We start from the raw sequence: 22,747 nt of genomic DNA on the forward strand, positions 1-22,747 counted from the left end.
ACGGCATCAATATTATTGAGCTACGGGTTAAGCGGCGCTGAATCTGCCCCGCTTTTTTCTAAGCCATTACGGCGAGACGGATAACAACCACTCGTTACTTCTGACACGCACTGCAATAGACACTGGCACGCTGACCGATTTTGGCCTCACTCAACGGCTTATCACAACGCGGGCAGGGTTGCCCTGCCTTGCCGTACACTTGCAGCTCCTGGGCAAAATAGCCCGGCTTACCGTCAGCATTTTTAAAATCTTTCAGTGTGGTGCCGCCTTGCTCAATGGCAAACGCCAAAACCGCTTTAATTTCATCGACCAATAACGCCAAGCGTTGCGGTGCGATCTTGCCCGCTTCACGCTTCGGATGGATACCGGCGGCAAACAGCGACTCATTGGCGTAGATGTTCCCCACGCCCACCACCACATGGTTATCCATAATAAAGGTTTTGATCGCGGTGCGTTTTCCTTGCGCTTTTTCCTGCAAGTAAGCGGCATTAAACGCGTCACTGAACGGCTCAGGCCCCAGTTTACTCAATACGCTGTGCTCGCTGTCTTTGGGCTGCCACAACCACGCGCCAAAGCGACGAGGATCGTTATAACGCAGCACTTCGCCACTGGCTAAGCACAGATCCACATGATCATGTTTCTCCGGCGGGATCCCGGCCGGTAATACGCGCAGACTGCCTGACATCCCCAAATGGACAATCGCGGTGCCGATATCCGTTTCCAGCAATAAATACTTAGCACGGCGATGCACCGCACGGATCACTTGCCCTTCGATCTGATACAGATCCTCTGGGATCGGCCAGCGCAATTTGGGATTTCGCACCACTAGCTGGGTAACACGTTGATCCGTGACATGCGGGGCGATCCCCATACGGCTGACTTCAACTTCTGGTAATTCAGGCATAACGTTACTCACTGCTTGTCGATGAGGAAGAACTCGGCGGGAATAAATACGCTTCCGCGACCGACACCGCTAACCACTCGCCCTGATCGTTTTGCAACAACCAAAACTGCGGCAGCTGATACACCGTGACGATCACAGGATCTGCGTGCTCGCTAAGGGTAAAGCGCACCTGTCGCGGTGAGGTTAACTGCGGCTGCAACTTGGCCATGATGGCCTCGCTGACTGGCGTTCCTTCCAGCTTCACCCAGTGGGACAGCAACGTATGGGCCGGTAACGTCACTAATGGCGTTGCCTGCCAACCCAGCTCGGTGTGCGTTAATGTCGTCTGGGGAAATACTACCTGCTCAACCGATACGTTGGCCGGCAGTAAACGGGTCAATGTGGATGACGCAGAGGCCGGTGCCGTATCGGTCGACATCGCTCGGCTTTTTACCCACTCGGGCAGTTGGATCATGGCGATAAAGGCTATCACCGCAAAAATAATGACGTTGTTCCAGCCCCGACGAGACAGTCTCATGGTGACATCCTTCCTGTGATCAGAGCGGAAATCATAGCATGGTTCAAACAGGAGGCAGTAAAAGGAAGCGAGGAGGAAGCGGAATTTCAGGTATAAAAAAACCCAGAATAAACTGGGTTTTTATCAAAAAAGCGGTCAACCAATTACTTGATTTTAGCTTCTTTGTACATAACGTGCTGGCGAACTACTGGATCAAATTTCTTGATCTCAAATTTGCCTGGCATGTTACGCTTGTTTTTGTCGGTAGTGTAGAAGTGGCCTGTACCAGCAGATGATACTAGACGGATCTTCTCACGAATGCCTTTAGCCATTGTTCAAATCCTCTTAAACGTTCTCGCCGCGAGCACGCATATCAGAAAGAACGGCATCGATGCCTTTCTTATCAATGATACGCATACCTTTCGCAGAAAGGCGTAGTTTAACGAAGCGTTTTTCGCTTTCTACCCAGAAACGATGAGTTTGCAGGTTCGGCAGAAAACGACGCTTGGTGGCATTACGTGCGTGTGAACGGTTGTTACCCGTTACAGGACGCTTACCAGTTACTTGGCATACTCGGGACATTACTGTCTTCTCCAAATCGTTTCAGCTCGATATCTACCATGGTATATGCAATGCGAAAGAACTTTTTCACATCTAACCACAGCTATCAAAGGTCGCGCATTATACTAAGTCAAAACCAGTTGCTCAAGTCCCGAGCAGTCCTTTCTCAACTTTTTGGGCAAAATTTGGCTATTTTATAGCCATCCTCGCTCGGCGAAGGAAGTGATCTCCCCATCACCGACAACAAAGTGATCTAGAACTCGAATATCGACCAACGCCAGTGCATCACGGATACGTTGGGTAATTCGACGATCTGCTTGACTCGGCTCTGCCACGCCTGACGGGTGATTATGCGATAAAATGAGCGCGGCTGCATTAAGTTCCAGTGATCTTTTTACAACTTCCCTCGGATAAACGCTCGCGGCATCGATTGTGCCCTCAAATAATACCTCTCCGGTCAGCACACGATGTTGGTTATCCAAAAATAACACGTAAAACGCTTCCCGATGACGATCACGCAGTACCTGCGACAGGTATCGCCGCGTGTGCTCCGGACTGGTTAAGGCATCCCCTTTTTTCAGGGTTTCTTCCAGATAACGGTGGCTCATCTCCAATACCGCCTGTAATTGAGCAAACTTGGCCGGCCCTAAGCCTTTCACTTCACAAAAGGCGGCCTGATCAGCAGCGAGTAACGCCCGCAACGAACCAAACTGACGCAATAAGTCCGTCGCCAGCTCGATCGCGTTCATGCCCGCGATGCCTGTGCGCAAGAAAATCGCCAGTAATTCCGCATCAGAAAGCGCCGTGGCCCCCCGCATTAATAGTTTCTCCCGAGGCCGGGACGCTTCCGGTAACTGTTTGAGTGACATGATCCCTCCTTGTTAGGGCCAGCTAATCCCTGACAGGTATACCGCACAAGCCTTCCTTACCCAGAACCTTGCCAGCACGAAAAAATCCACCGGCTATCGCGCAAGCCCCCTCAGGAAACTGCTGCTGACGTCACAGAACCCCACCCGCTGAATACCCGCTGGCCTCACATTCGCCGGCTTGATCGGGAACAAGGAAGCGTGCTTTCTTTTTGGTGAGCCTGCTTTTTTGATGATAAGGTGTGCCGCATTCAAATTCCGGATATCGATAGCAGGCAAGAAAGATGCAGACTCTGGCAGGGAAAAAAATACTTCTTGGGATCAGCGGTGGGATCGCCGCCTATAAATGTGCAGAACTGACACGCCGACTGATTGAGCGTGGTGCGCAGGTACAGGTCGTGATGACCAAAGCCGCCAAAGAATTCATTACCCCACTGACCATGCAGGCCGTGTCTGGCCGCCCCGTGTCTGACAGTTTGTTGGATCCGGCGGCAGAAGCGTCGATGGGCCATATTGAACTGGCCAAGTGGGCCGACTTGGTGCTGCTGGCACCGGCTACCGCCGATTTGATCGCCCGCATGGCGGCCGGCATGGGCAATGATTTGCTGACCACCCTGTGCCTGGCGACCGACGCGCCTATCGCGGTGGCACCGGCCATGAACCAGCAGATGTACCGCAATATCGCCACTCAGGAAAACATTGCTACCTTATCCCGCCGTGGTTGCCACATTTGGGGACCGGCCAGTGGTGAACAAGCCTGTGGCGATGTCGGCCCGGGCCGCATGCTTGAGCCAATGCAGTTAGTCCATCAGGTGGAAGCCTTCTTCCAACCGGCGGATTTAGCCGATGTCACCATTACCGTCACCGCAGGCCCTACCCGTGAAGCCATTGATCCGGTGCGCTACCTGACTAATCACAGCTCCGGTAAAATGGGCTACGCCATTGCCGAAGCCGCAGCCAAACGTGGTGCGAAAGTGATCCTGATCAGCGGTCCGACCAACCTGCCGACACCTGCCGGTGTTAAGCGCATTGATATCGACAGCGCTGAAGAGATGTATCAGGCCGCGCATACCCATGCGCCACACAGTGACATCTTTATCGGCTGCGCCGCCGTGGCAGACTTCCGCCCAGCTCACGTCGCGACGCAAAAAATGAAAAAGCAAAGCGGTCAGGATGAGATGGTGATTTCGCTGGTGAAAAACCCCGATATCATCGCCAGCATTGCCCAACTGACTGAACAACGCCCGTTCACCGTCGGGTTTGCCGCAGAGACCCAAGATGTCGCGCAGTACGCACAGGATAAGCTGCAGCGTAAAAATCTGGATCTGATCTGCGCCAATGACGTGTCGCAACAAGGCCTGGGCTTTAACAGTGACAACAATGCCCTGCACCTGTACTGGGCACAGGGCGATAAAGCCCTGCCACAGGCCAGCAAAGCCACACTGGGCCAACAGTTGATGGATGAGATCATCACCCGCTTTCGCGCCCAGTCTTAACCGTTCAGACGCGATAACGGGCAGCCATTGTTGAGCTTGCCCACTTTCGTCGTGCAAAGATGCTGCCCATCCCTTCAGGTTGGGCAGTTTTGGTCGATAAAGCACTCAGTATCGAGCCGCAGTGCTTTTCACCTTCTGGCTCCACCGCTAAGATAAGCGGGTTTCACACTGTCGCAGACAGTTTTATTTTGAAAAGGAACGGTTATTCATGGCTGGCAACAAGAAAAACAACCGCCGCGAAGAAATTTTGCAAGCATTGGCGCAGATGCTGGAATCGGCTCAAGGTAGCCAACGTATTACGACAGCCAAGCTGGCCGCGCAGGTCGGCGTATCGGAAGCCGCGCTGTACCGCCATTTCCCAAGCAAGGCGAGAATGTTTGAAGGGTTGATCGAGTTTATTGAAGACACCATTACCACCCGCATCAATCGCATTCTGGATGACGAAAAAGACACCCTGAATCGCCTGCGCATGGTACTGCAGCTGATCCTGACCTTTGCAGAACGCAATCCGGGCCTGACCCGCATCATGACCGGCCACGCCCTGATGTTTGAACAAGACCGTCTGCAATCGCGCATCAACCAGTTGTTTGAGCGCATTGAAACCCAGCTGCGTCAGGTACTGCGTGAGCGTAAACTGCGTGAAGGCAAAGGCTTCCCGGTGGATGAATCCATCCTGGCCGCCCAGTTGCTGGGCCAGGTCGAAGGCAGCCTGAACCGTTTCGTTCGCTCAAACTTCAAATACAAGCCGACTGCCAACTTTGACGATTACTGGCGTTTGCTGAGCGCTGAGTTAGGCTAAAGGTTCGAGGTTCGAGGTTCGAGGTTCGAGGTTCGAGGTTCGAGGTTCGAGGTTCGAGGTTCGAGGTTCGAGGTTCGGGCAGAATAAAAACAAAAAGCGAGCGTCAATGACACTCGCTTTTGTTGTTTCTAAAGCAGAGGAAAAGACCCGCTCTTCCTCGCCGACTCAGTACACGTCCCTAAAAACTTATACACCGTACTCGGCACGGTAGGCTTTCACCGCATCCAGATGCACTTCCATCCCCGCTTGCTCTTCCAGGTAACGTACCACGTCACCCAAAGACACAATCGAGATCACCGCACAACCGAAGTCACGTTCTACTTCCTGAATCGCAGACAGCTCGCTCTTGCCTTTTTCCTGACGGTCAATCGCCACCAGTACACCCGCCAAATCTGCGCCGTTCGCTTTGATGATTTCCATCGATTCACGGATCGCCGTACCGGCTGTGATCACGTCATCCACCAGCATGATGCGACCTTCCAGTGGGCTACCCACCAGGTTGCCGCCTTCACCGTGATCTTTGGCTTCCTTACGGTTGAAACAGTAAGGGGTGTCGATGTCGTGCTGATCCGCCAATGCTACCGCTGTGGTTGTGGCGATTGGGATCCCTTTGTACGCCGGGCCAAACAGCACATCGTACTCAATACCCGCATCCACTAAAGCTTCAGCGTAAAAACGGCCAAGGCGTGCTAAATCACGACCTGTGTTAAACAACCCGGCATTGAAAAAATACGGGCTCTTACGGCCAGATTTCAGTGTGAACTCACCAAATTTCAACACGCCTTTTTCGAGGGCAAATTCAATGAACTGACGCTGATATGCTTTCATGGTTTTTCCTTATTTTATGAAACGTATAGTCATACTCGGGCTATCAGACAGGCGATATCCGCCCCGACAGCCAAAAAAAAGCGGCTCCAATAGGAACCGCCTCAAAATCAATTGGCCAACGCTTGTTTCTGCACGTTGATAATGTCTTCAATGCCCTGCTTGGCTAATGCCAGCATCGCCAGTAGCTCGTCGTGACTGAAGGCTTCGCCCTCCGCCGTGCCCTGGATTTCGATCATCTTGCCTTCTTCGGTCATGACCACATTCATGTCGGTCTCGGCCGCTGAATCTTCCACGTACTCCAGATCACAGATTGGCTCGCCGTTGTAGATCCCTACCGACACCGCCGCCACCATGCCTTTCAGTGGGTTTTTCTTGATCATGCCTTTTTCCAGCATGTAGTTGATCGCATCAACCAGCGCCACCATCGCACCGGTGATAGACGCCGTACGTGTACCGCCATCCGCCTGGATCACGTCACAGTCAACGGTGATCATCTGCTCACCCAGCACTTCTAGGTCGACCGCAGCACGCAGGCTACGCGCGATCAGGCGCTGAATTTCCATCGTACGGCCGCCTTGCTTACCGCTGGCTGCTTCACGACGGTTACGGGAATGGGTCGCACGCGGCAACATGCCGTACTCTGCTGTTACCCAGCCTTGGCCTTTACCTTTCAACCAGCGTGGGACAGATTCTTCCACACTTGCTGTACAAATCACTTTGGTGTCACCAAATTCCACCAACACCGAACCTTCAGCATGGGCTGTGAATTGACGAGTGATGGTGATTGGACGCACCTGATTAGCATTTCTTCCGCTTGGACGCATCGGGGATTCCCTTTGGCTGGCTGATATTAACCGGCGATTATAGCGATAACCGCCGATCAGTGCACGCGAAACCCTTTGCCTCGCACCTTTTCAAGCACTTAACGCGCGTTGATGACAACGTACTGTCGGCAAAACATGTCACGTGTCGGTCACGCTTATTGCGCGGCCGCTGTGTCTGTGTCGACGTCGGCTTCTGCTGATACTGCAACCGGCGCAGACATCTCAACATTCACTTCTGCTTCCGCTTTCGCGGCACGCTGACAGTCATACGCGTTCGCCATCATGGTCACCGAGCTCAAAAAGCCCAGTGGCTGGTACAAGTACAGGGTATCAGCCTGCAGATCATCCGCCTTAATACGCATTTCGTTCAGCGTACCCCATACCATGTCACGATCAGCATGCAGCCAGTAATCGTAGAAGTGACCTTGCGAACCCAATACCGTGCCTTTTAGCTCACAGCCTTGAATCGCTTGCGTGTCATCCCAGATCACCTGCACATGGCGAGAGTCTGCGGTCGGGAAAGTTACACAGCCCGTCAAAGACAGGCCTAATAGCGCTAACGTGAAGTACTTTTTCATTAACTATTGGGTTCACAAAGTAAAAAATGACGGCGGAGTGTAATCGCAAAATCACCAGAACGCACTCAAAAAATGCACACTGTTTTTGGCCTGCTTTTTCGGCCTATTTTCATCACAATACGGTACCTGCCTCGCTGTGCTCATCTGGGCGTTACCTATCTTTTCTTCGGAAGGCTACGTTATAATCAAGAGGCTACGACAACTGCGCCGTATCCTGTATTGCACGGCTCTTCGTGTTCATGCGAACAGCCAGTAAGCAGTTATCATCATTTTATAGAAGGGCCCTCCGCCAATGATCCATAGCATGACCGCCTATGCCCGTCGCGAAGTAAAAGCAGACTGGGGCACCGCGATTTGGGAAATCCGTTCGGTTAACCAACGCTACCTTGAAACCTACCTGCGTATGCCAGAGCAGTTCCGTGGCCTTGAGCCAGTCCTGCGCGAGCGTTTCCGCCAGCGTCTGGCACGCGGTAAAGTGGAATGTAACCTGCGCTTTGAAGCCAACCCAGCGGCTAATGCGGCGCTGAACATCAACCAGACACTGGCCAGCCAAGTGATTAAAGCGGCTGAGCAGATCATGGCGCTGACGGGTGAGCAAAGCCGTATCAACCCGTTCCAGATCATGCAGTGGCCGGGCGTGATGGAAGCCTCTGAACAAGATTTGGATGCGATCAATAAAGATTTGCTGGACGGTTTTGATGCCACCATCGAGGACTTCCTGGCCGCCCGTGCCAGCGAAGGCGCCAACATGAAAGATCTGATCGTGCAGCGTCTGGATGCGATCAGCGAAGAAGCGGCGAAAGTGCGTGCTCACATGCCAGAAGTGATGGCATGGCAGCGCGAGCGTCTGCTAAGCCGTTTTGAAGAAGCGAAGATTGAGCTGGATGCGACCCGCGTTGAGCAAGAGCTGATCATGCTGGCACAAAAGAGCGATGTGGCCGAAGAGCTGGATCGTCTGGACTCTCACGTGAAAGAAACCCACAAGATCATGAAAAAAGGCGGCGCTTGTGGCCGTCGTCTGGACTTCATGATGCAAGAGTTCAACCGTGAGTCCAACACGCTGGCCTCCAAATCCATCAACACTGACATCACAGCGTCTGCGGTTGAGCTAAAAGTGCTGATCGAGCAAATGCGCGAACAAATCCAGAACATCGAATAAGTTTTTATTCCGTTCTGCCCGCCGCTAATCATGGATTGGCGGCGGTACCATGATTTTCTCCCCCTCCACTACCGCTTCAAACAGCTTTTCCGCTGCCCACGTGCGATCGACCACATCGGTGCGTGCGCCAATCTCGGCGTGAGTCGCCACCACATCCCCTTGTAAATGCAACCCGGGACGGGCTTGCGGATGTATCACTTCATGCCAGGCATAATCCGGATGCTCCGACACCGGCACGATCCACAGGCGTTTTTGTTGCGGCCAAGCCACATAGGCCACCATGTCTTGCGGCGAATACGGCGTGATGTAGAAATACTGCGGCGACGTATCGGAGGACTGCTGCGCCACCACCGCTTGCAGGGCGGCCATCAGGCGATGATGGTTGGATAACGCCAGCACTGAATGCCTTGCCGGTGTCATGGTCTCAGGCGTTAGCGCCTTCGCTGGCACGGCATCCCCGGCCAGTCCCGTTACTGAGGCAACCGCACTGATGCTCACACCGGCACTCAGCAGGCTCATCCCCAGTATACCCAGACTACGCACACCGCTATTGGCCATTCGCCTTAACGCGCGGTACATCGCCTTTTCCCCGTTGCTTTTACCTTGTCGCCCGTCCGTATCCATACTCACCCTGTGCTCCTTACTCATTGCCGCCGTCTGTCGCGCTCTAGCGCATCGGTCTAGCCCAAGTGCACCGCGTTCGCCAGCCTCTTACCGGCTATCTCAGCCAAACTCTGGAAACAGTCGACATTCTTTGACGCAAGGTGCAACGGTGTTTCAGCCAAATTCAAGGTCAAGCCGCAGCCTCACTGGCTTGGCACAGCATTACGCAAAATCCCCGCCAACGGCGTATAGTTATCAAAGCAGCACGGAAAAAGATGAATTTTCAAGCAATCAGCTAATTTCAATTAGGCGCAGTTCATGATAATCTGCGCGCCCTTCTATCACTGAGTGAAAATAGGCAATGAGCAAAGGTACTCTATACATCGTGTCGGCCCCAAGCGGTGCTGGTAAATCAAGTCTTATCAACGCCCTGTTGGAAACCAATCCGACCTATGACATGAAAGTATCCGTCTCCCACACCACGCGCGGTATGCGCCCGGGCGAAGAGCACGGCGTTCATTACAATTTCGTTAGCGTAGAAGAATTTACCGATCTTGTTGAACAAGGTGCGTTCCTGGAACACGCAGAAGTGTTTGGTAACTACTACGGCACCTCTCGTCCTTGGATCGAGCAGCAGCTGAATAAAGGCATCGATGTGTTCCTTGACATCGACTGGCAGGGCGCGCGTCAAATTCGCAAGCAAATGCCACAAGCCAAAAGCTTGTTTATCTTGCCACCTTCGAAAGAAGAGCTGGAACGCCGACTGAATGCTCGTGGTCAAGACAGCGATGCTGTGATTGCCCGCCGTATGCAGGAAGCCCGTTCAGAAATCTCCCATTACAATGAGTACGATTACGTGATCATTAATGACGATTTCGACGTAGCTTTAATGGACTTTAAAGCCATTATCCGCGCAGAACGATTGAAGCAAGATAAGCAAACTGCTAAATATAACAGCATGCTGAATGCCCTGCTGGCAGATCAGTAAGTATTTTTGTACAATTTTCCATCTTTATTTATATAACCACTGGAGTCCTCCATGGCACGCGTAACCGTTCAAGACGCTGTTGATAAAATTGGCAACCGTTTCGATCTAATCCAAATTGCTGCTCGCCGCGCTCGTCAGATGCAAACCGGCGGTAAGGATCCATTGGTTCCTGAAGAAAACGACAAGTACACTGTAATCGCGCTTCGTGAAATCGAAGAAGGTCTGATCACAAAAGAAATCCTGGATGCTCGTGAGCGTCAGGAAGTACAAGAGCAAGAAGCAGCAGAGCTAGCCGCTGTTAGCGCTATTGCTGGCGACAACCACCGTTAATTCAGGGAACCGGGCGAATTGTATCTTTTTGATAGCCTGAAAGAAGTCGCGACACAATACCTGCCTGAGTCTCAAATCGAGGCGCTCAGGCAGGCCTATCTGATTGCGCGCGATGCACACGAAGGGCAAACGCGTTCTAGCGGCGAACCCTACATCATCCACCCGATTGCTGTCGCTCGTATCTTGGCGGAAATGCGCCTTGACTACGAAACCCTCATGGCAGCCCTGCTCCACGACGTCATTGAAGATACCGAGGTCACCAAAGAAGATCTCGATAGCCGCTTTGGCTCCACCGTGGCCGAACTGGTTGATGGTGTATCGAAGCTAGACAAACTCAAATTCCGCGACCGCAAAGAAGCGCAAGCAGAAAACTTCCGTAAAATGATCATGGCCATGGCCCATGATATCCGCGTGATCCTGATTAAACTGGCTGACCGTACGCACAACATGCGCACACTCGGTGCACTGCGCCCGGACAAACGCCGTCGAATCGCCCGCGAAACGCTGGAAATTTTCTCTCCACTGGCCCACCGTCTGGGTATCCACAATATCAAGACCGAACTGGAAGAGCTTGGCTTTGAAGCCCTCTATCCTAACCGCTATCGCGTCCTGAAAAACGTGGTGGCTGCCGCCCGTGGTAACCGCAAAGAAATGATCAATAAGATCCACGCTGAGATTGAGGGTCGCCTCAACGATGCGGGGATTGAAGGCACGGTACTGGGACGCGAGAAAAACCTCTACTCCATCTATAACAAGATGAAGAACAAAGAGCAGCGTTTCCACACCATCATGGACATCTACGCCTTCCGCGTACTGGTGCAGGATCTCGATACCTGTTACCGCGTGCTGGGTCAGGTACATAACCTGTACAAGCCGCGTCCAAGCCGCATGAAAGACTACATCGCCATTCCAAAAGCCAACGGCTACCAGTCGCTGCACACCTCATTGGTGGGCCCGCACGGGGTACCGGTTGAAGTGCAAATCCGCACCGAAGACATGGATCAAATGGCCGATAAAGGCGTCGCGGCACACTGGGCCTACAAAGACGGTGAAAGCTCCGGCACCACCGCCCAGGTCAAAGCGCAACGCTGGATGCAGAGCCTGCTGGAACTGCAACAGAGCGCCGGTAGCTCGTTTGAATTTATCGAAAACGTCAAATCTGATCTGTTCCCGGATGAGATTTACGTTTTCACCCCGAAAGGCCGCATTGTGGAATTACCGGTCGGGGCGACAGCGGTCGACTTTGCGTACGCCGTGCATACTGACGTGGGTAACGCCTGTGTCGGTGCCCGTGTGGAACGCCAGCCGTACCCGCTGAGCAAGCCGCTGAAAAACGGCCAGACCATAGAGATCATCAGTGCACCAGGTGCCCGCCCGAACGCGGCATGGCTCAACTATGTGGTGACCTCACGCGCCCGTACCAAGATCCGTCAGGTTCTGAAAACCATGCGCCGTGAAGAGTCCGTCACTCTGGGTCGCCGTCTGCTTAACCACGCACTGGGTGCGCTGAATATCGACCAGGTCGAACCGGCGAACCTGCAACAAGTGCTGGCGGATCTGCGTTTGGCGGATCTGGAAGAATTGCTGGCCGAAATCGGTTTGGGTGAGCTGATGAGCGTGGTGATCGCCCGCCGTCTGCTAGGCCGTGCCGATGAGCTGACCGAGAAAGAAAATGACCGTCGCCTGCCAATTCGCGGTGCCGATGGCATTTTGCTGACCTTCGCCAATTGTTGTCACCCTATTCATGGTGACCCGATCATGGCCCATGTCAGCCCGGGTAAAGGCCTGGTGATCCACCGTGAGGAATGTGCCAACATCCGTGGCTACCAGCGTGAGCCGGATAAGTACATGGCGGTGGAATGGAGTGAAGACTTCGAGCAGGAGTTCGTCACCAACCTGAAAGTGGACATGCAAAACCACCAAGGGGCACTGGCGGATCTGACCAACACCATCGCGGCCACCGGCTCGAACATTCAGGGCTTGGCGACCGAAGAAAAAGATGGCCGTCTGTACACCATCACCGTGCGTCTGACCACCAAAGGCCGTATTCATCTGGCCAACATCATGCGCCGTATTCGTGTGATGCCGAATGTGGTTCGCGTCTCGCGCCAGAAAAACTGATCAACGGTTTGAGGGATTTTCCCGCAACCGACGCATAATCCAAACGCCCGTTCTCGGGCGTTTTCTTTAGGTAACTGTTTAAGCACTCGCTGTAGGTAAACGCACCATGACACCCGATCGTTTCCAACGTATTCATTCTGTTCTTGCCACCCGCCAGCCGGATCTGACGGTGTGCATGGAAGAAGTCCACAAGCCCAATAACGTGTCTGCCATCATCCGTACCGCTGATGCGGTCGGCGTACACAAAGTCCATGCCGTGTGGCCGACCGATGGCATGCGCCTGCACACCCACACCTCTGCCGGCGCCCGTAACTGGGTAGAGCTGGAAACGCACGATTCCATGGTGAACGCCGTGGCAGCCCTGAAAGCACAAGGCATGCAGGTACTGGCAACCAACCTGTCAGAGACAGCCGTTGATTTCCGTGAGATTGACTACACCAAACCGACCGCCATCATTCTGGGCGGCGAGAAGAACGGCATCACCGCACAAGCGTTGGCGATGGCCGATCAAGATATCATCATCCCGATGGTGGGTATGGTACAGTCACTGAATGTCTCGGTGGCCAGTGCCCTGATCCTGTATGAAGCGCAGCGTCAGCGCCAGAACGCCGGTATGTACGAGCGCGAGAAAACCTTGCTACCGGATGATGTGGTGAACCGTATTTTGTTTGAACGCGGCCACCCGGTACTGGCGAAAGTGGCGCGCCGTAAAGGCTTACCTTACCCGCCGCTGGACGAAGAAGGCCAAATCGCGGCCGACGAAAGCTGGTGGCGCACCATGCAGGCCACGGAACCTAAAAAGCAGAAGAAATTACCTTAACGGAATGCCTCATGAGCGGACAACTCCTTGATACCATCGCCCTGACCGAGCTGTCGGGGGTCGGGGCCAAAATGGCCGAAAAACTGGATAAGATCGGCCTGCGCACGGTGCAGGACTTGCTTTTCCATTTGCCGCTCCGCTATGAGGACCGCACGCGGATCTGGCCGATTGCCCAAGTGATGCCCGGCCAGCACCTGACCATTCAGGGTGAAGTACTCAGCTGCAACATCACCTTTGGCAAACGTCGTATGATGACGGTGAAGATCAGCGATCACACCGGCACCGCGACCCTGCGCTTTTTTAACTTCACGGCGGCAATGAAAAACAGCTTTGCCGACGGCAAACAAGTCAAAGCCTACGGCGAGATCAAACGCGGCCAGTACGGGCTGGAGATCATCCATCCTGACTATCGCCTGTTCTCGGAGCCGACGGAACTCAGCGTGGAAGACACCCTGACACCGGTCTACCCGACCACCGACGGCCTGCGCCAGCTGACCCTGCGTAACCTGACCGATCAGGCCATGTCGCTGCTCGACAAAGCGGCGGTGCGTGAACTGCTGCCGGAAGGCCTGTACGACCGTCAGATGACCCTGTCGCAGGCGCTGCACCTGATGCACCGCCCCACGCCAGACGTATCGCTCGATCAGCTGGAAGAAGGGAAACACCCGGCGCAGCAACGCCTGATCCTTGAAGAACTTTTGGCGCAGAACCTGTCGATGCTAGCCGTGCGTAACAAAAGCCAGCAACATGCGGCCTGGCCCTTATCCCCTCAAGACACGCTCAAACAACAACTGCTGGCCAGCCTGCCATTCAGCCCAACCGGCGCCCAACAGCGCGTTGTGGCCGACATTGAGCGGGATCTCAGCCAGCCACACCCGATGATGCGGCTGGTACAAGGGGACGTAGGCTCGGGGAAAACCTTGGTCGCGGCACTGGCTGCCCTGCGCGCCATTGAACACGGCTTTCAGGTCGCCCTGATGGCGCCGACCGAATTGCTGGCCGAGCAGCATGCCATTAACTTTGCTCAGTGGCTCAATCCGCTGGGGATCGAAGTGGGCTGGCTGGCCGGCAAACTCAAAGGCAAAGCGCGCGAAAGCGAGTTGGCCCGTATTGCCAGCGGCGAAGCCAAAATGGTGGTCGGCACCCACGCCCTGTTTCAGGATCAGGTGGTGTTTCAGAATCTGGCCTTGGTGATCATCGATGAGCAACACCGCTTTGGTGTCCACCAGCGTTTAGAGCTGCGCGAAAAAGGCGCCAATGACGGCCGCTACCCGCACCAGCTGATCATGACCGCCACACCGATCCCGCGTACGCTGGCGATGACCGCTTACGCCGATCTGGAAACGTCCGTCATCGATGAGCTGCCACCGGGCCGTACCCCGATCCAGACCGTGGCCCTGCCGGATTCGCGCCGCGCAGACATCATCAACCGCATTCGTGCCGCGTGCATGAACGAAGGCCGTCAGGCATATTGGGTCTGTACCCTGATCGATGAATCGGAAGTGCTGGAAGCCCAAGCCGCCTCTGACACCGCCGATGAACTGACCGCTCAGCTACCGGAACTCAAGATCGGCCTGGTGCACGGGCGCATGAAGCCGGCCGAGAAACAGGCCGTCATGCAGCGCTTTAAAGCCGGCGAGCTGCACCTGCTGGTCGCCACCACCGTGATTGAGGTCGGTGTGGATGTGCCGAACGCCAGCCTGATGGTGATTGAAAACCCGGAACGTTTAGGCCTGGCGCAGTTGCACCAGCTACGTGGTCGTGTGGGCCGAGGCCAAGTGGCCAGTCACTGTGTGCTACTCTACCACGCGCCGCTGTCCAAGACGGCGCAGAAACGCTTGGGCGTACTGCGCGAAAGCAGCGACGGGTTTGTGATTGCCCAGCGTGACTTAGAGATCCGTGGCCCCGGCGAACTGCTGGGGACCAAGCAAACCGGTATTGCCGAGTTTAAAGTGGCGGACTTGGTGCGTGATCAGCACCTGATCCCACAGGTTCAGAAACTGGCCCGCTACCTGCACGACCATTACCCGGACAACGCCAAGGCCATCATTGACCGCTGGCTCGGTCAGCGGGAAAACTATTCCAACGCATAACCACCAACCCCGTCGGTTATCGCTCTCACGCATGAAAAAGGCAGCTTGGCTGCCTTTTTCATTTTATCAATATCAGATTCCATATTCGGATTTATAAACCTATCAAGATCACAGCGCAAACGTTTGCTATTTATCGATTGATCACTACAATAGCGGCCAATTCTATCGACCTCTTCTCTCCCGTGGCGTTCTGATCTGAGTAACAGCAATCACAGAGCTATTCAGGCCCACACGTTCACTGCCCATTCAGCGCGGTAAACAGGATACAGAGAAACACAAGGAAGCCTTGGCCATGACTCGCCAGCACAGTACTGTTGAAACACCGCAAAAATCGGATTTGATCTACCGCTTAGAGGATCGTCCACCGCTGCCGCAGACCCTGTTTGCCGCTGCCCAACACCTTCTGGCGATGTTTGTTGCCGTGATCACCCCGTCACTGATCATCTGTCAGGCGCTTGGCCTTCCTGCCAGCGACACCAACACCATTGTCAGCATGTCGCTGTTTGCTTCGGGCATTGCTTCGTTCATTCAAATTCGTACCTTTGGTCCGGTCGGCTCTGGCCTGCTGTCGATCCAAGGCACCAGCTTTAACTTCTTAGGCCCAATCATTGGTGCCGGTCTGGCGCTCAAAGCCGGTGGCGCCGATATCCCGACTATGATGGCCGCGATTTTCGGTACCATCCTGTTCGCCTCACTGACCGAAGTGTTTATCTCCCGCGTGCTGCAACATGCTCAGCGCGTGATCACCCCGCTGGTCTCCGGCATCGTGGTGACCCTGATCGGTCTGACTCTGATCAACATCGGCCTGACATCAATGGGCGGTGGTTATGCGGCGATTGAAAGCGGCCAGTTCGGTAGCTTAGACAACCTGATGCTGGCGGGTACCGTACTGGGCTTTATCGTGCTGCTTAACCGTGTGAAAAACCCGTACCTGCGTGTTTCTTCTATCGTGATTGCGATGGCAGCGGGCACCCTGCTGGCATGGGTAATGGGCATGGTCGATACCAGCCGCATGGCAGAAAGTGATTTCATTGCTATCCCTATCCCGATGCAATACGGCATTGGTTTTGACTGGGGCTTGCTGATCCCACTGATGATCGTGTTTGCCATCACCTCGCTGGAAGCGATCGGTGACATCACGGCCACCTCAGAAACCTCAGAGCAGCCAGTAGCCGGTCCGGTCTACCTGAAGCGCATCAAAGGCGGCGTACTGGCCGACGGCATCAACTCCGCTGTTGCAGCACTGCTGAACAGCTTTCCGAACTCGACGTTCAGCCAGAACAACGGCATCATTCAGCTGACAGGCGTGGCCAGCCGCTACATCGGTTACTTCGTGGCGGGTATGTTGGTGCTACTGGGCTTGTTCCCGGGCGTAGCGAACTTAGTGCAGCTGATCCCTGAGCCAGTCTTAGGCGGCGCGACGATCGTGATGTTCGGTACCATTGCCGCATCGGGCGTGCGTATCATCTCCCGCTGTAAGCTGGATCGCCGCGCGATTCTGATCATGGCGCTGTCGTTCTCAATGGGTCTGGGCATTGCGCAGAAACCGGAAATCCTGCAGTTCATGCCGGACTTCATTAAGAGCATCCTGTCTTCTGGCATGGCTGCCGGCGGTATTACCGCGATCATTCTGAACCTGGTACTGCCGGAGGATAAAGACTAGGTTCTAGGTTCTAGGTTCTAGGTTCTAGGTTCTAGGTTCTAGGTTCTAGGTTCTAGCAAAAACATAAAAAAAAGCGCGAGCCACTGGCTCGCGCTTTTTTATGTCACTGCAACGGTGAATGTTTCAGGACGATTGGCGCACTATTTGCGCATGACCAGCGGCAAGCTGATCTGCACTTTCAGGCCACCTTCATGGCGGTTTGTCACCTGAATCGTCCCTTCATGCTGATCGATGATCCGCTTCACAATCGCCAGGCCTAACCCGGTGCCTTCAGTGTCCGTGCCGCGCGCGGTATCGCCCCGCGTCAATGGCTGGAACATCTTCGCCACCTGATCCGGCTCAATGCCCGGCCCGTCATCTTCGACACAGAACCAGACATGCTTGCGATCCGCCGTCACGCCGCTGGAAATTTTCACCCAGCCATTACCGTAACGCAGCGCATTGACCACCAGGTTCGCCACCGAGCGCTTAATCGACACCCCATTGGCACACACCACTCCGGGGATCTCGGCCAAGTCCAGCGCAATGCGCCGCTCATAACCGCCTTCGGATTCGGCCACTTCAGTCAGTACCACGTTCAGATCCAAGTCTTCCTCGGCCTGCTTCTTGGTCGACTTCAGGTAATCCATGAACTGGCTGATGATCTCATTACACTCTTCGGTATCTTTGATCATGCTCTCCGCTAAATAGCCGTCTTCCGGTGACATCATTTCTGTCGCCAGACGAATACGAGTCAGCGGCGTACGCAAGTCATGACTCACCCCAGCCATCAACAGCGCACGGTCATCTTCCAGCTGCTTGATGCCTGCCGCCATGCGGTTAAACGCCTTGGTCACCGCACGGATTTCCGACGCGCCACGCTCCGGCAACACCGGCGGGGTTTCCCCCTTGGCCACCTGCAACGCGGCCTTTTCCAGTGCCACCAGTGGCCGGTTCTGAATACGGATAAACAGCCAGCCGCCGGCGATCGCCATAAAGGCAATGATCAGGCTGTAGTGGAACAGCGGCGAGAAATCGTCTTCCTGCAACTCCGACAGCGGAATACGCATCAGGTAACCGGGTATCGCATCGCTGCGCAGCCACAACACATAACTGTCAGCGCCCAGTACCAAGCGCACCTCTGTCGGCGAGTCCAGCTCTTGGCTCATCTCGTCACTCAGATACTCCACCACGGTGGCTTTATCGAACTCTTTCAAGTCCTCATCGTGGATCGGATCGCTGCCATCCACCGCATGCAACGTCACCCCTAACTGCTCCAGCAGTTGGCGGCGCAGCGGCGTATCAAGGTGGAAGGTATTGCCGTCCGCCAGCTCAACGTCTTCTTTGAGCATCAGGCGCACTTCATAGGCGAGGATACGATTGAACTGCTGCAAGCTGGGCAGCAAGGCGTAATTAAGCACCGCAAGGTAGGAAAAAATCTGGCTTGCGATAAGCAAGCCAGCGAGCAAAATCAAGGTACGGGTGAACGTACTGCGTGGGGATAAACGCATGGCTTACGCCTCGCTACCGTCCGGAACGAATACATAGCCCAGACCCCACACGGTTTGGATATAGCGTGGGCGGCTTGGATCTTCTTCAATCATGCGACGCAGACGCGAGATCTGTACGTCAATCGAACGTTCCATCGCGGAATACTCACGGCCACGGGCCATGTTCATCAGCTTATCACGCGACATCGGTTCACGGGCATTGGTCACCAAGGCTTTCAGTACTGCAAATTCACCGGAGGTCAGCGGCATCGCTTCATCACCACGGAACATTTCGCGTGTGCCCAAGTTCAGACGGAATTCACCGAACTCAATCACTTTGCTGTCCACGCTTGGCGCGCCCGGGGCTTCTACCGTCTGACGACGCAGCACGGCACGAATACGGGCCAACAGCTCACGCGGGTTAAACGGTTTTGGTAGGTAGTCATCCGCACCCACTTCCAGACCCACGATACGATCGACTTCATCGCCTTTCGCCGTCAGCATCAGAATAGGCAGCATGTTATTGGCGTTACGCAGGCGGCGACAAATCGACAGACCGTCTTCTCCCGGCAGCATCAGATCCAGCACCATCAGATGGAATGTTTCACGTGAAAGCAAGCGATCCATCTGTTCGCTGTTCGCGACGCTACGCACCTGAAACCCTTGCTCAGACAAGTAACGCTCCAAAAGCGCGCGCAGGCGCATATCATCATCAACCACCAGAATCTTATAATTTTCCTGCATAAGTCACCTTACTTGCATCATTCGACATTATCGTGCTTGTGCGTAGTTTACGCGACCCTTCCAGCGCCTCGCTGAATTTTGCCGCTAAAATACGGGTTAAATTGTTACGGTTTATGTCCAGTCCTGTGTCGATACCTCCGCCTGTACCGACAATAAATACGGATAACCGTTTACTGGCCTTTTAAACTAACCTAAATTCAAACAACTATCCAAAATTATACCCGCAATGCGCCCTGTACACGCGACAGTGATCGCGCCAAACGCATTGCGAAGACCGGTGTGTGCACACAAGGAGCTACCCGCCCACATGAAAACCAACCTCATCACCCGTGAAGGCTATATCAAGCTCAAAACCGAACTCGACTTCCTGTGGCGAGAAGAGCGTCCGGAAGTGACCAAGAAAGTGACCTGGGCAGCCAGCCTTGGCGATCGCTCCGAAAACGCCGATTACCAGTACAACAAAAAACGCCTGCGTGAAATTGACCGCCGTGTGCGCTACCTACGCAAACGTCTGGAGCAGGTACAAGTGGTGGACTACTCGCCGCAACAAGACGGCAAAGTCTTCTTCGGTGCCTGGGTGGAAATTGAAAATGATGATGGCGAGACCAAAGCCTTTCGCATTGTCGGCTCGGATGAGATCTACGGCCGCAACGACTACATTTCTATCGACTCACCGATGGCTCGCGCCCTGCTGAAAAAAGAAGTGGATGACGACGTGGAAGTGAATACCCCGTTGGGCAAAAAAGAGTGGTTCATTAATTCAATCCGCTATGACAAAACCCCGGCCTAAACCCCGTACAATATCCCCAACAGTGAGTGGCAGAGGCAATACAATCTTCAGTAAAACTGGATTTTTGCGGATCTGCCCTTATATATAAACCATCGATACTACAATAGAGACCCCACGGATGAGCCAAGCTATCTGTCATTTGATTGCTCAGGAACTCAACGTTCGCCCCGAGCAAGTGACTGCCGCCGTTACCCTGATTGATGACGGTAACACCGTTCCTTTTATTGCCCGTTACCGTAAAGAAGTGACCGGCGGACTGGATGATACCCAACTGCGTAACCTGGAATCCCGCTTAGGTTACCTGCGTGATATGGATGACCGCCGTCAGGTGATCCTCAAAGCCATCAATGAGCAAGGCAAACTCACCCCAGAGCTGCAGGCTGACATCCTCGCAGCTGACAGTAAAACCCGCTTAGAAGATCTCTACCTGCCATACAAACAAAAGCGTCGCACCAAAGGCCAGATCGCGATTGAAGCCGGTCTGGAGCCGCTGGCCGACAGCTTGTGGACCGATCCAAGCCTAACACCAGAAACCGCCGCCAATGGCTATGTGGATGCAGACAAAGGCTTTGCCGACAGCAAAGCGGTACTGGACGGTGCCCGCGCCATTTTGATGGAGCGTTTTGCAGAAGATGCCGCACTACTGGAAAAAGTGCGCCGCCACCTGCAGCAACAGGCAGAGCTGACTTCCCGCCTGATTGACGGCAAAGAGGAAGAAGGCGCCAAGTTCAAAGATTACTTCACCTACAGCGAAGTGCTGAAGAACGTGCCCTCTCACCGTGCCCTGGCGCTGTTCCGTGGCCGTAACGAAGGCATTTTGCAGCTGTCATTGAATGCCGATCCAAATCAGGAAGAAGGCGTACGTGGTTCTTACTGCGAAGTGATGATTGCCGATCACTACGGCGTGACACTGGGCAGCCAGCCTGCGGATGTATGGCGTAAGCAAGTGATCAGCTGGGCATGGCGCATCAAGATTTTGATGCACCTGGAAACCGAGCTGATGGGCAGCCTGCGTGAAAAAGCCGAAGACGGCGCGATGCAGGTGTTTGCCGATAACCTGAAAGATTTGTTGATGGCGGCACCAGCCGGCCCGCGTGTGACTCTGGCGCTCGACCCGGGTCTGCGTACCGGTTGTAAAGTGGCGGTGGTCGATGCGACCGGTAAGCTGCTGGATACCGCGACCATCTACCCACACACTGCCCGCGCCCGTGTGGCCGAAGCGGAAGCCACCGTACTGGCGCTGATCAACAAACACAACGTGGATTTGATTGCGATCGGTAACGGCACTGCTTCACGTGAAACAGACAGCTTTGTTGCTGCACTGCTGAAAGACAATAACCTGAAAGTACAAACCGTGATGGTAAGTGAAGCCGGTGCGTCGGTGTACTCAGCGTCTGAGCTGGCAGCGAACGAATTCCCGAATCTGGATGTGTCGCTGCGTGGCGCGGTATCCATTGGCCGTCGTCTGCAAGACCCATTGGCCGAGCTGGTGAAAATCGATCCAAAATCCATCGGTGTGGGCCAGTACCAGCACGACGTAAGCCAGAGCATGCTGGCCAAACGTCTGGATGCGGTAGTCGAAGACTGTGTAAACGCCGTGGGTGTGGATGTGAATACCGCCTCTGCCGCCCTGCTGACCCGCGTGGCCGGCCTGAACACCACCATCGCTCAGAACATCGTGAACTACCGCGATGAGAACGGTCGCTTTGAAGCCCGTACCACCCTGAAAAAAGTGGCACGTTTGGGGCCGAAAGCCTTTGAACAGTGTGCCGGTTTCTTGCGTATCATGGGCGGAAAAAACCCATTGGACGGCTCAGCGGTACACCCTGAATCGTACGCGGTGGTGAAGAACATTGCGGCAGCGAACAACAAAGCGTTGGATGCGATCATCGGTAACACCGACTTCTTGCGTGGCCTGAAAGCGGCTGACTACACCGATGCGCAATTCGGTCTGCCAACAGTGACGGACATCATCAGCGAATTGGACAAACCGGGCCGTGACCCGCGCCCTGAGTTCAAGACCGCAACCTTTGCTGAAGGCGTTAACGAAGTGAAAGATCTGATCCCAGGCATGGTACTGGAAGGCGTGATCACCAACGTGACCAACTTCGGAGCCTTCGTCGATGTCGGCGTTCACCAAGACGGCTTGATCCACATTTCGGCCCTGTCAGACAAGTTCGTGTCCGACCCTCGCGAAGTGGTCAAAGCGGGTGACGTGGTGAAAGTGAAAGTGATGGAAGTGGATTTGCAGCGTAACCGTATCGGCATGTCGATGCGCCTGAACGACGAACCGGGCCAAGAAAAACCAGCGCGTAAGCCACAGGACAACCGCTCAGCAGCTCCGCGAAATCCATCGCGTAATCACAACACCCGCAACGCAGCGCCACAAGGCAATGCCGCCATGGGTGGTGCGTTTGCCGCTGCTTTTGCAAACGCGAAGAAGAAATAAAAGCGTCTATTAGGGACGAGTGCCGAGTCTGAAGGGACGAGACAAAAAGCAAAAAGCGGAGAACATCAGTTCTCCGCTTTTTTATGTTTGGTAGGGACAAGGGACGCGTTTCGTGTCTAGAGGGACGAGGAAAAGCGGTTCTGGAGTTCTGGGGTTCTGGGGTTCT

21 protein-coding genes and 1 pseudogene are annotated in these 22,747 nt (G+C 54.4%); 11 read left to right on the top strand and 11 right to left on the bottom strand.

Translation table 11 applies throughout. The features are described 5' to 3' along the window. Positions 1-94: 94 nt before the first annotated feature. The 5 genes from mutM to radC all read right to left on the bottom strand — a co-directional run bounded on the left by mutM (position 95) and on the right by radC (position 2,830). Positions 95-904 (bottom strand): bifunctional DNA-formamidopyrimidine glycosylase/DNA-(apurinic or apyrimidinic site) lyase, encoded by an 810-nt coding sequence (gene mutM / locus ABT58_RS16495; protein WP_047875540.1) that lies wholly within the window; start codon positions 902-904, stop codon positions 95-97. A 4-nt stretch (positions 905-908) separates the two neighbouring features. Further along, a complete protein-coding gene (locus ABT58_RS16500; RefSeq protein ID WP_047875541.1) occupies positions 909-1,421 on the bottom strand; it encodes a hypothetical protein in 513 nt (170 codons plus the stop codon). A gap of 143 nt (positions 1,422-1,564) precedes the next feature. Continuing rightward, a complete protein-coding gene (gene rpmG, locus ABT58_RS16505) occupies positions 1,565-1,732 on the bottom strand; it encodes a 50S ribosomal protein L33 (protein WP_002535344.1) in 168 nt (55 codons plus the stop codon). 13 nt (positions 1,733-1,745) lie between these two features. Further along, positions 1,746-1,982, bottom strand: a complete 237-nt coding sequence (gene rpmB, locus ABT58_RS16510) for a 50S ribosomal protein L28 (protein ID WP_047875542.1) — start codon at positions 1,980-1,982, stop codon at positions 1,746-1,748. A gap of 173 nt (positions 1,983-2,155) precedes the next feature. Further along, entirely contained in the window at positions 2,156-2,830 is a 675-nt protein-coding gene (radC, locus tag ABT58_RS16515; protein ID WP_047875543.1) for a RadC family protein, read from the bottom strand. Between the two features lie 281 nt (positions 2,831-3,111). Between radC and coaBC the strand changes: the two genes are divergently transcribed. Together coaBC and slmA are read left to right on the top strand one after the other, a co-directional pair. Then, the gene (gene coaBC / locus ABT58_RS16520; RefSeq protein WP_047875544.1) at positions 3,112-4,323 is read left to right on the top strand and encodes a bifunctional phosphopantothenoylcysteine decarboxylase/phosphopantothenate--cysteine ligase CoaBC; all 1,212 of its coding nucleotides are present in this window, start codon (positions 3,112-3,114) and stop codon (positions 4,321-4,323) included. A 208-nt stretch (positions 4,324-4,531) separates the two neighbouring features. After that, the gene (slmA, locus tag ABT58_RS16525) at positions 4,532-5,122 is read left to right on the top strand and encodes a nucleoid occlusion factor SlmA (RefSeq protein WP_047875545.1); all 591 of its coding nucleotides are present in this window, start codon (positions 4,532-4,534) and stop codon (positions 5,120-5,122) included. A gap of 186 nt (positions 5,123-5,308) precedes the next feature. Here slmA and pyrE read toward each other — a convergent pair whose 3' ends face one another. From pyrE to ABT58_RS16540, 3 genes and pseudogenes are all read right to left on the bottom strand, one after another. Further along, positions 5,309-5,950, bottom strand: a complete 642-nt coding sequence (pyrE, locus tag ABT58_RS16530) for an orotate phosphoribosyltransferase (protein WP_047875546.1) — start codon at positions 5,948-5,950, stop codon at positions 5,309-5,311. A 107-nt stretch (positions 5,951-6,057) separates the two neighbouring features. Further along, positions 6,058-6,774: a ribonuclease PH gene (gene rph / locus ABT58_RS16535; protein ID WP_047875547.1), complete on the bottom strand. Its 717-nt coding sequence runs from the start codon at positions 6,772-6,774 to the stop codon at positions 6,058-6,060. 254 nt (positions 6,775-7,028) lie between these two features. After that, a pseudogene (locus tag ABT58_RS16540) lies at positions 7,029-7,352 on the bottom strand (DUF4156 domain-containing protein); the annotation flags it as partial. A 292-nt stretch (positions 7,353-7,644) separates the two neighbouring features. Here ABT58_RS16540 and ABT58_RS16545 point away from each other — a divergent pair. Continuing rightward, positions 7,645-8,511, top strand: coding sequence for a YicC/YloC family endoribonuclease (locus ABT58_RS16545; RefSeq protein ID WP_047875549.1), 867 nt, complete (start codon positions 7,645-7,647; stop codon positions 8,509-8,511). Positions 8,512-8,535: 24 nt separating this feature from the next. Here the strand turns inward: ABT58_RS16545 and ABT58_RS16550 are convergent, their stop codons facing one another. Beyond that, entirely contained in the window at positions 8,536-9,141 is a 606-nt protein-coding gene (locus ABT58_RS16550; RefSeq protein ID WP_146147320.1) for a hypothetical protein, read from the bottom strand. A 334-nt stretch (positions 9,142-9,475) separates the two neighbouring features. On the opposite strand from ABT58_RS16550, the gene gmk reads away from it, so the two are divergent. The 6 genes from gmk to ABT58_RS16580 all read left to right on the top strand — a co-directional run bounded on the left by gmk (position 9,476) and on the right by ABT58_RS16580 (position 17,129). Next, on the top strand, positions 9,476-10,102 hold the full coding sequence (gene gmk, locus ABT58_RS16555) for a guanylate kinase (RefSeq protein WP_047875551.1): 627 nt from the start codon (positions 9,476-9,478) through the stop codon (positions 10,100-10,102). A 51-nt stretch (positions 10,103-10,153) separates the two neighbouring features. Then, complete coding sequence (gene rpoZ / locus ABT58_RS16560) at positions 10,154-10,432, top strand: DNA-directed RNA polymerase subunit omega (RefSeq protein WP_047875552.1); 279 nt, start codon at positions 10,154-10,156, stop codon at positions 10,430-10,432. A gap of 18 nt (positions 10,433-10,450) precedes the next feature. Beyond that, on the top strand, positions 10,451-12,553 hold the full coding sequence (gene spoT, locus ABT58_RS16565; protein ID WP_047875553.1) for a bifunctional GTP diphosphokinase/guanosine-3',5'-bis pyrophosphate 3'-pyrophosphohydrolase: 2,103 nt from the start codon (positions 10,451-10,453) through the stop codon (positions 12,551-12,553). A gap of 106 nt (positions 12,554-12,659) precedes the next feature. Continuing rightward, positions 12,660-13,373, top strand: coding sequence for a tRNA (guanosine(18)-2'-O)-methyltransferase TrmH (gene trmH, locus ABT58_RS16570; protein WP_047875554.1), 714 nt, complete (start codon positions 12,660-12,662; stop codon positions 13,371-13,373). An 11-nt stretch (positions 13,374-13,384) separates the two neighbouring features. Next, a complete protein-coding gene (recG, locus tag ABT58_RS16575) occupies positions 13,385-15,466 on the top strand; it encodes an ATP-dependent DNA helicase RecG (RefSeq protein WP_047875555.1) in 2,082 nt (693 codons plus the stop codon). A gap of 292 nt (positions 15,467-15,758) precedes the next feature. Further along, the gene (locus tag ABT58_RS16580) at positions 15,759-17,129 is read left to right on the top strand and encodes a uracil-xanthine permease family protein (protein WP_047875556.1); all 1,371 of its coding nucleotides are present in this window, start codon (positions 15,759-15,761) and stop codon (positions 17,127-17,129) included. Positions 17,130-17,269: 140 nt separating this feature from the next. On the opposite strand, the gene envZ is transcribed toward ABT58_RS16580, so the two are convergent. Together envZ and ompR are read right to left on the bottom strand one after the other, a co-directional pair. After that, positions 17,270-18,619: a two-component system sensor histidine kinase EnvZ gene (envZ, locus tag ABT58_RS16585; RefSeq protein WP_047875557.1), complete on the bottom strand. Its 1,350-nt coding sequence runs from the start codon at positions 18,617-18,619 to the stop codon at positions 17,270-17,272. A 3-nt stretch (positions 18,620-18,622) separates the two neighbouring features. Then, positions 18,623-19,342 (bottom strand): osmolarity response regulator transcription factor OmpR, encoded by a 720-nt coding sequence (ompR, locus tag ABT58_RS16590; protein ID WP_047875558.1) that lies wholly within the window; start codon positions 19,340-19,342, stop codon positions 18,623-18,625. Between the two features lie 307 nt (positions 19,343-19,649). Between ompR and greB the strand changes: the two genes are divergently transcribed. Both greB and ABT58_RS16600 read left to right on the top strand, forming a co-directional pair. After that, the gene (greB, locus tag ABT58_RS16595) at positions 19,650-20,132 is read left to right on the top strand and encodes a transcription elongation factor GreB (RefSeq protein ID WP_047875559.1); all 483 of its coding nucleotides are present in this window, start codon (positions 19,650-19,652) and stop codon (positions 20,130-20,132) included. Between the two features lie 118 nt (positions 20,133-20,250). Continuing rightward, positions 20,251-22,581: a Tex family protein gene (locus ABT58_RS16600; protein WP_047875560.1), complete on the top strand. Its 2,331-nt coding sequence runs from the start codon at positions 20,251-20,253 to the stop codon at positions 22,579-22,581. The last annotated feature ends 166 nt before the right edge of the window (positions 22,582-22,747 follow it).

Origin of the sequence: Photobacterium aphoticum (assembly GCF_001029435.1) — a bacterium.
GTDB classification, from domain to species: domain Bacteria; phylum Pseudomonadota; class Gammaproteobacteria; order Enterobacterales; family Vibrionaceae; genus Photobacterium; species Photobacterium aphoticum.

What these genes read in the sequence shown, in the direction of transcription:
- mutM (WP_047875540.1), bottom strand. Translation starts at nt 904, where the DNA reads ATGCCTGAATTACCAGAAGTTGAAGTCAGCCGTATGGGGATCGCCCCG.
- ABT58_RS16500 (WP_047875541.1), bottom strand. Translation starts at nt 1,421, where the DNA reads ATGAGACTGTCTCGTCGGGGCTGGAACAACGTCATTATTTTTGCGGTG.
- rpmG (WP_002535344.1), bottom strand. Translation starts at nt 1,732, where the DNA reads ATGGCTAAAGGCATTCGTGAGAAGATCCGTCTAGTATCATCTGCTGGT.
- rpmB (WP_047875542.1), bottom strand. Translation starts at nt 1,982, where the DNA reads ATGTCCCGAGTATGCCAAGTAACTGGTAAGCGTCCTGTAACGGGTAAC.
- radC (WP_047875543.1), bottom strand. Translation starts at nt 2,830, where the DNA reads ATGTCACTCAAACAGTTACCGGAAGCGTCCCGGCCTCGGGAGAAACTA.
- coaBC (WP_047875544.1), top strand. Translation starts at nt 3,112, where the DNA reads ATGCAGACTCTGGCAGGGAAAAAAATACTTCTTGGGATCAGCGGTGGG.
- slmA (WP_047875545.1), top strand. Translation starts at nt 4,532, where the DNA reads ATGGCTGGCAACAAGAAAAACAACCGCCGCGAAGAAATTTTGCAAGCA.
- pyrE (WP_047875546.1), bottom strand. Translation starts at nt 5,950, where the DNA reads ATGAAAGCATATCAGCGTCAGTTCATTGAATTTGCCCTCGAAAAAGGC.
- rph (WP_047875547.1), bottom strand. Translation starts at nt 6,774, where the DNA reads ATGCGTCCAAGCGGAAGAAATGCTAATCAGGTGCGTCCAATCACCATC.
- ABT58_RS16545 (WP_047875549.1), top strand. Translation starts at nt 7,645, where the DNA reads ATGATCCATAGCATGACCGCCTATGCCCGTCGCGAAGTAAAAGCAGAC.
- gmk (WP_047875551.1), top strand. Translation starts at nt 9,476, where the DNA reads ATGAGCAAAGGTACTCTATACATCGTGTCGGCCCCAAGCGGTGCTGGT.
- rpoZ (WP_047875552.1), top strand. Translation starts at nt 10,154, where the DNA reads ATGGCACGCGTAACCGTTCAAGACGCTGTTGATAAAATTGGCAACCGT.
- trmH (WP_047875554.1), top strand. Translation starts at nt 12,660, where the DNA reads ATGACACCCGATCGTTTCCAACGTATTCATTCTGTTCTTGCCACCCGC.
- recG (WP_047875555.1), top strand. Translation starts at nt 13,385, where the DNA reads ATGAGCGGACAACTCCTTGATACCATCGCCCTGACCGAGCTGTCGGGG.
- ABT58_RS16580 (WP_047875556.1), top strand. Translation starts at nt 15,759, where the DNA reads ATGACTCGCCAGCACAGTACTGTTGAAACACCGCAAAAATCGGATTTG.
- envZ (WP_047875557.1), bottom strand. Translation starts at nt 18,619, where the DNA reads ATGCGTTTATCCCCACGCAGTACGTTCACCCGTACCTTGATTTTGCTC.
- ompR (WP_047875558.1), bottom strand. Translation starts at nt 19,342, where the DNA reads ATGCAGGAAAATTATAAGATTCTGGTGGTTGATGATGATATGCGCCTG.
- greB (WP_047875559.1), top strand. Translation starts at nt 19,650, where the DNA reads ATGAAAACCAACCTCATCACCCGTGAAGGCTATATCAAGCTCAAAACC.
- ABT58_RS16600 (WP_047875560.1), top strand. Translation starts at nt 20,251, where the DNA reads ATGAGCCAAGCTATCTGTCATTTGATTGCTCAGGAACTCAACGTTCGC.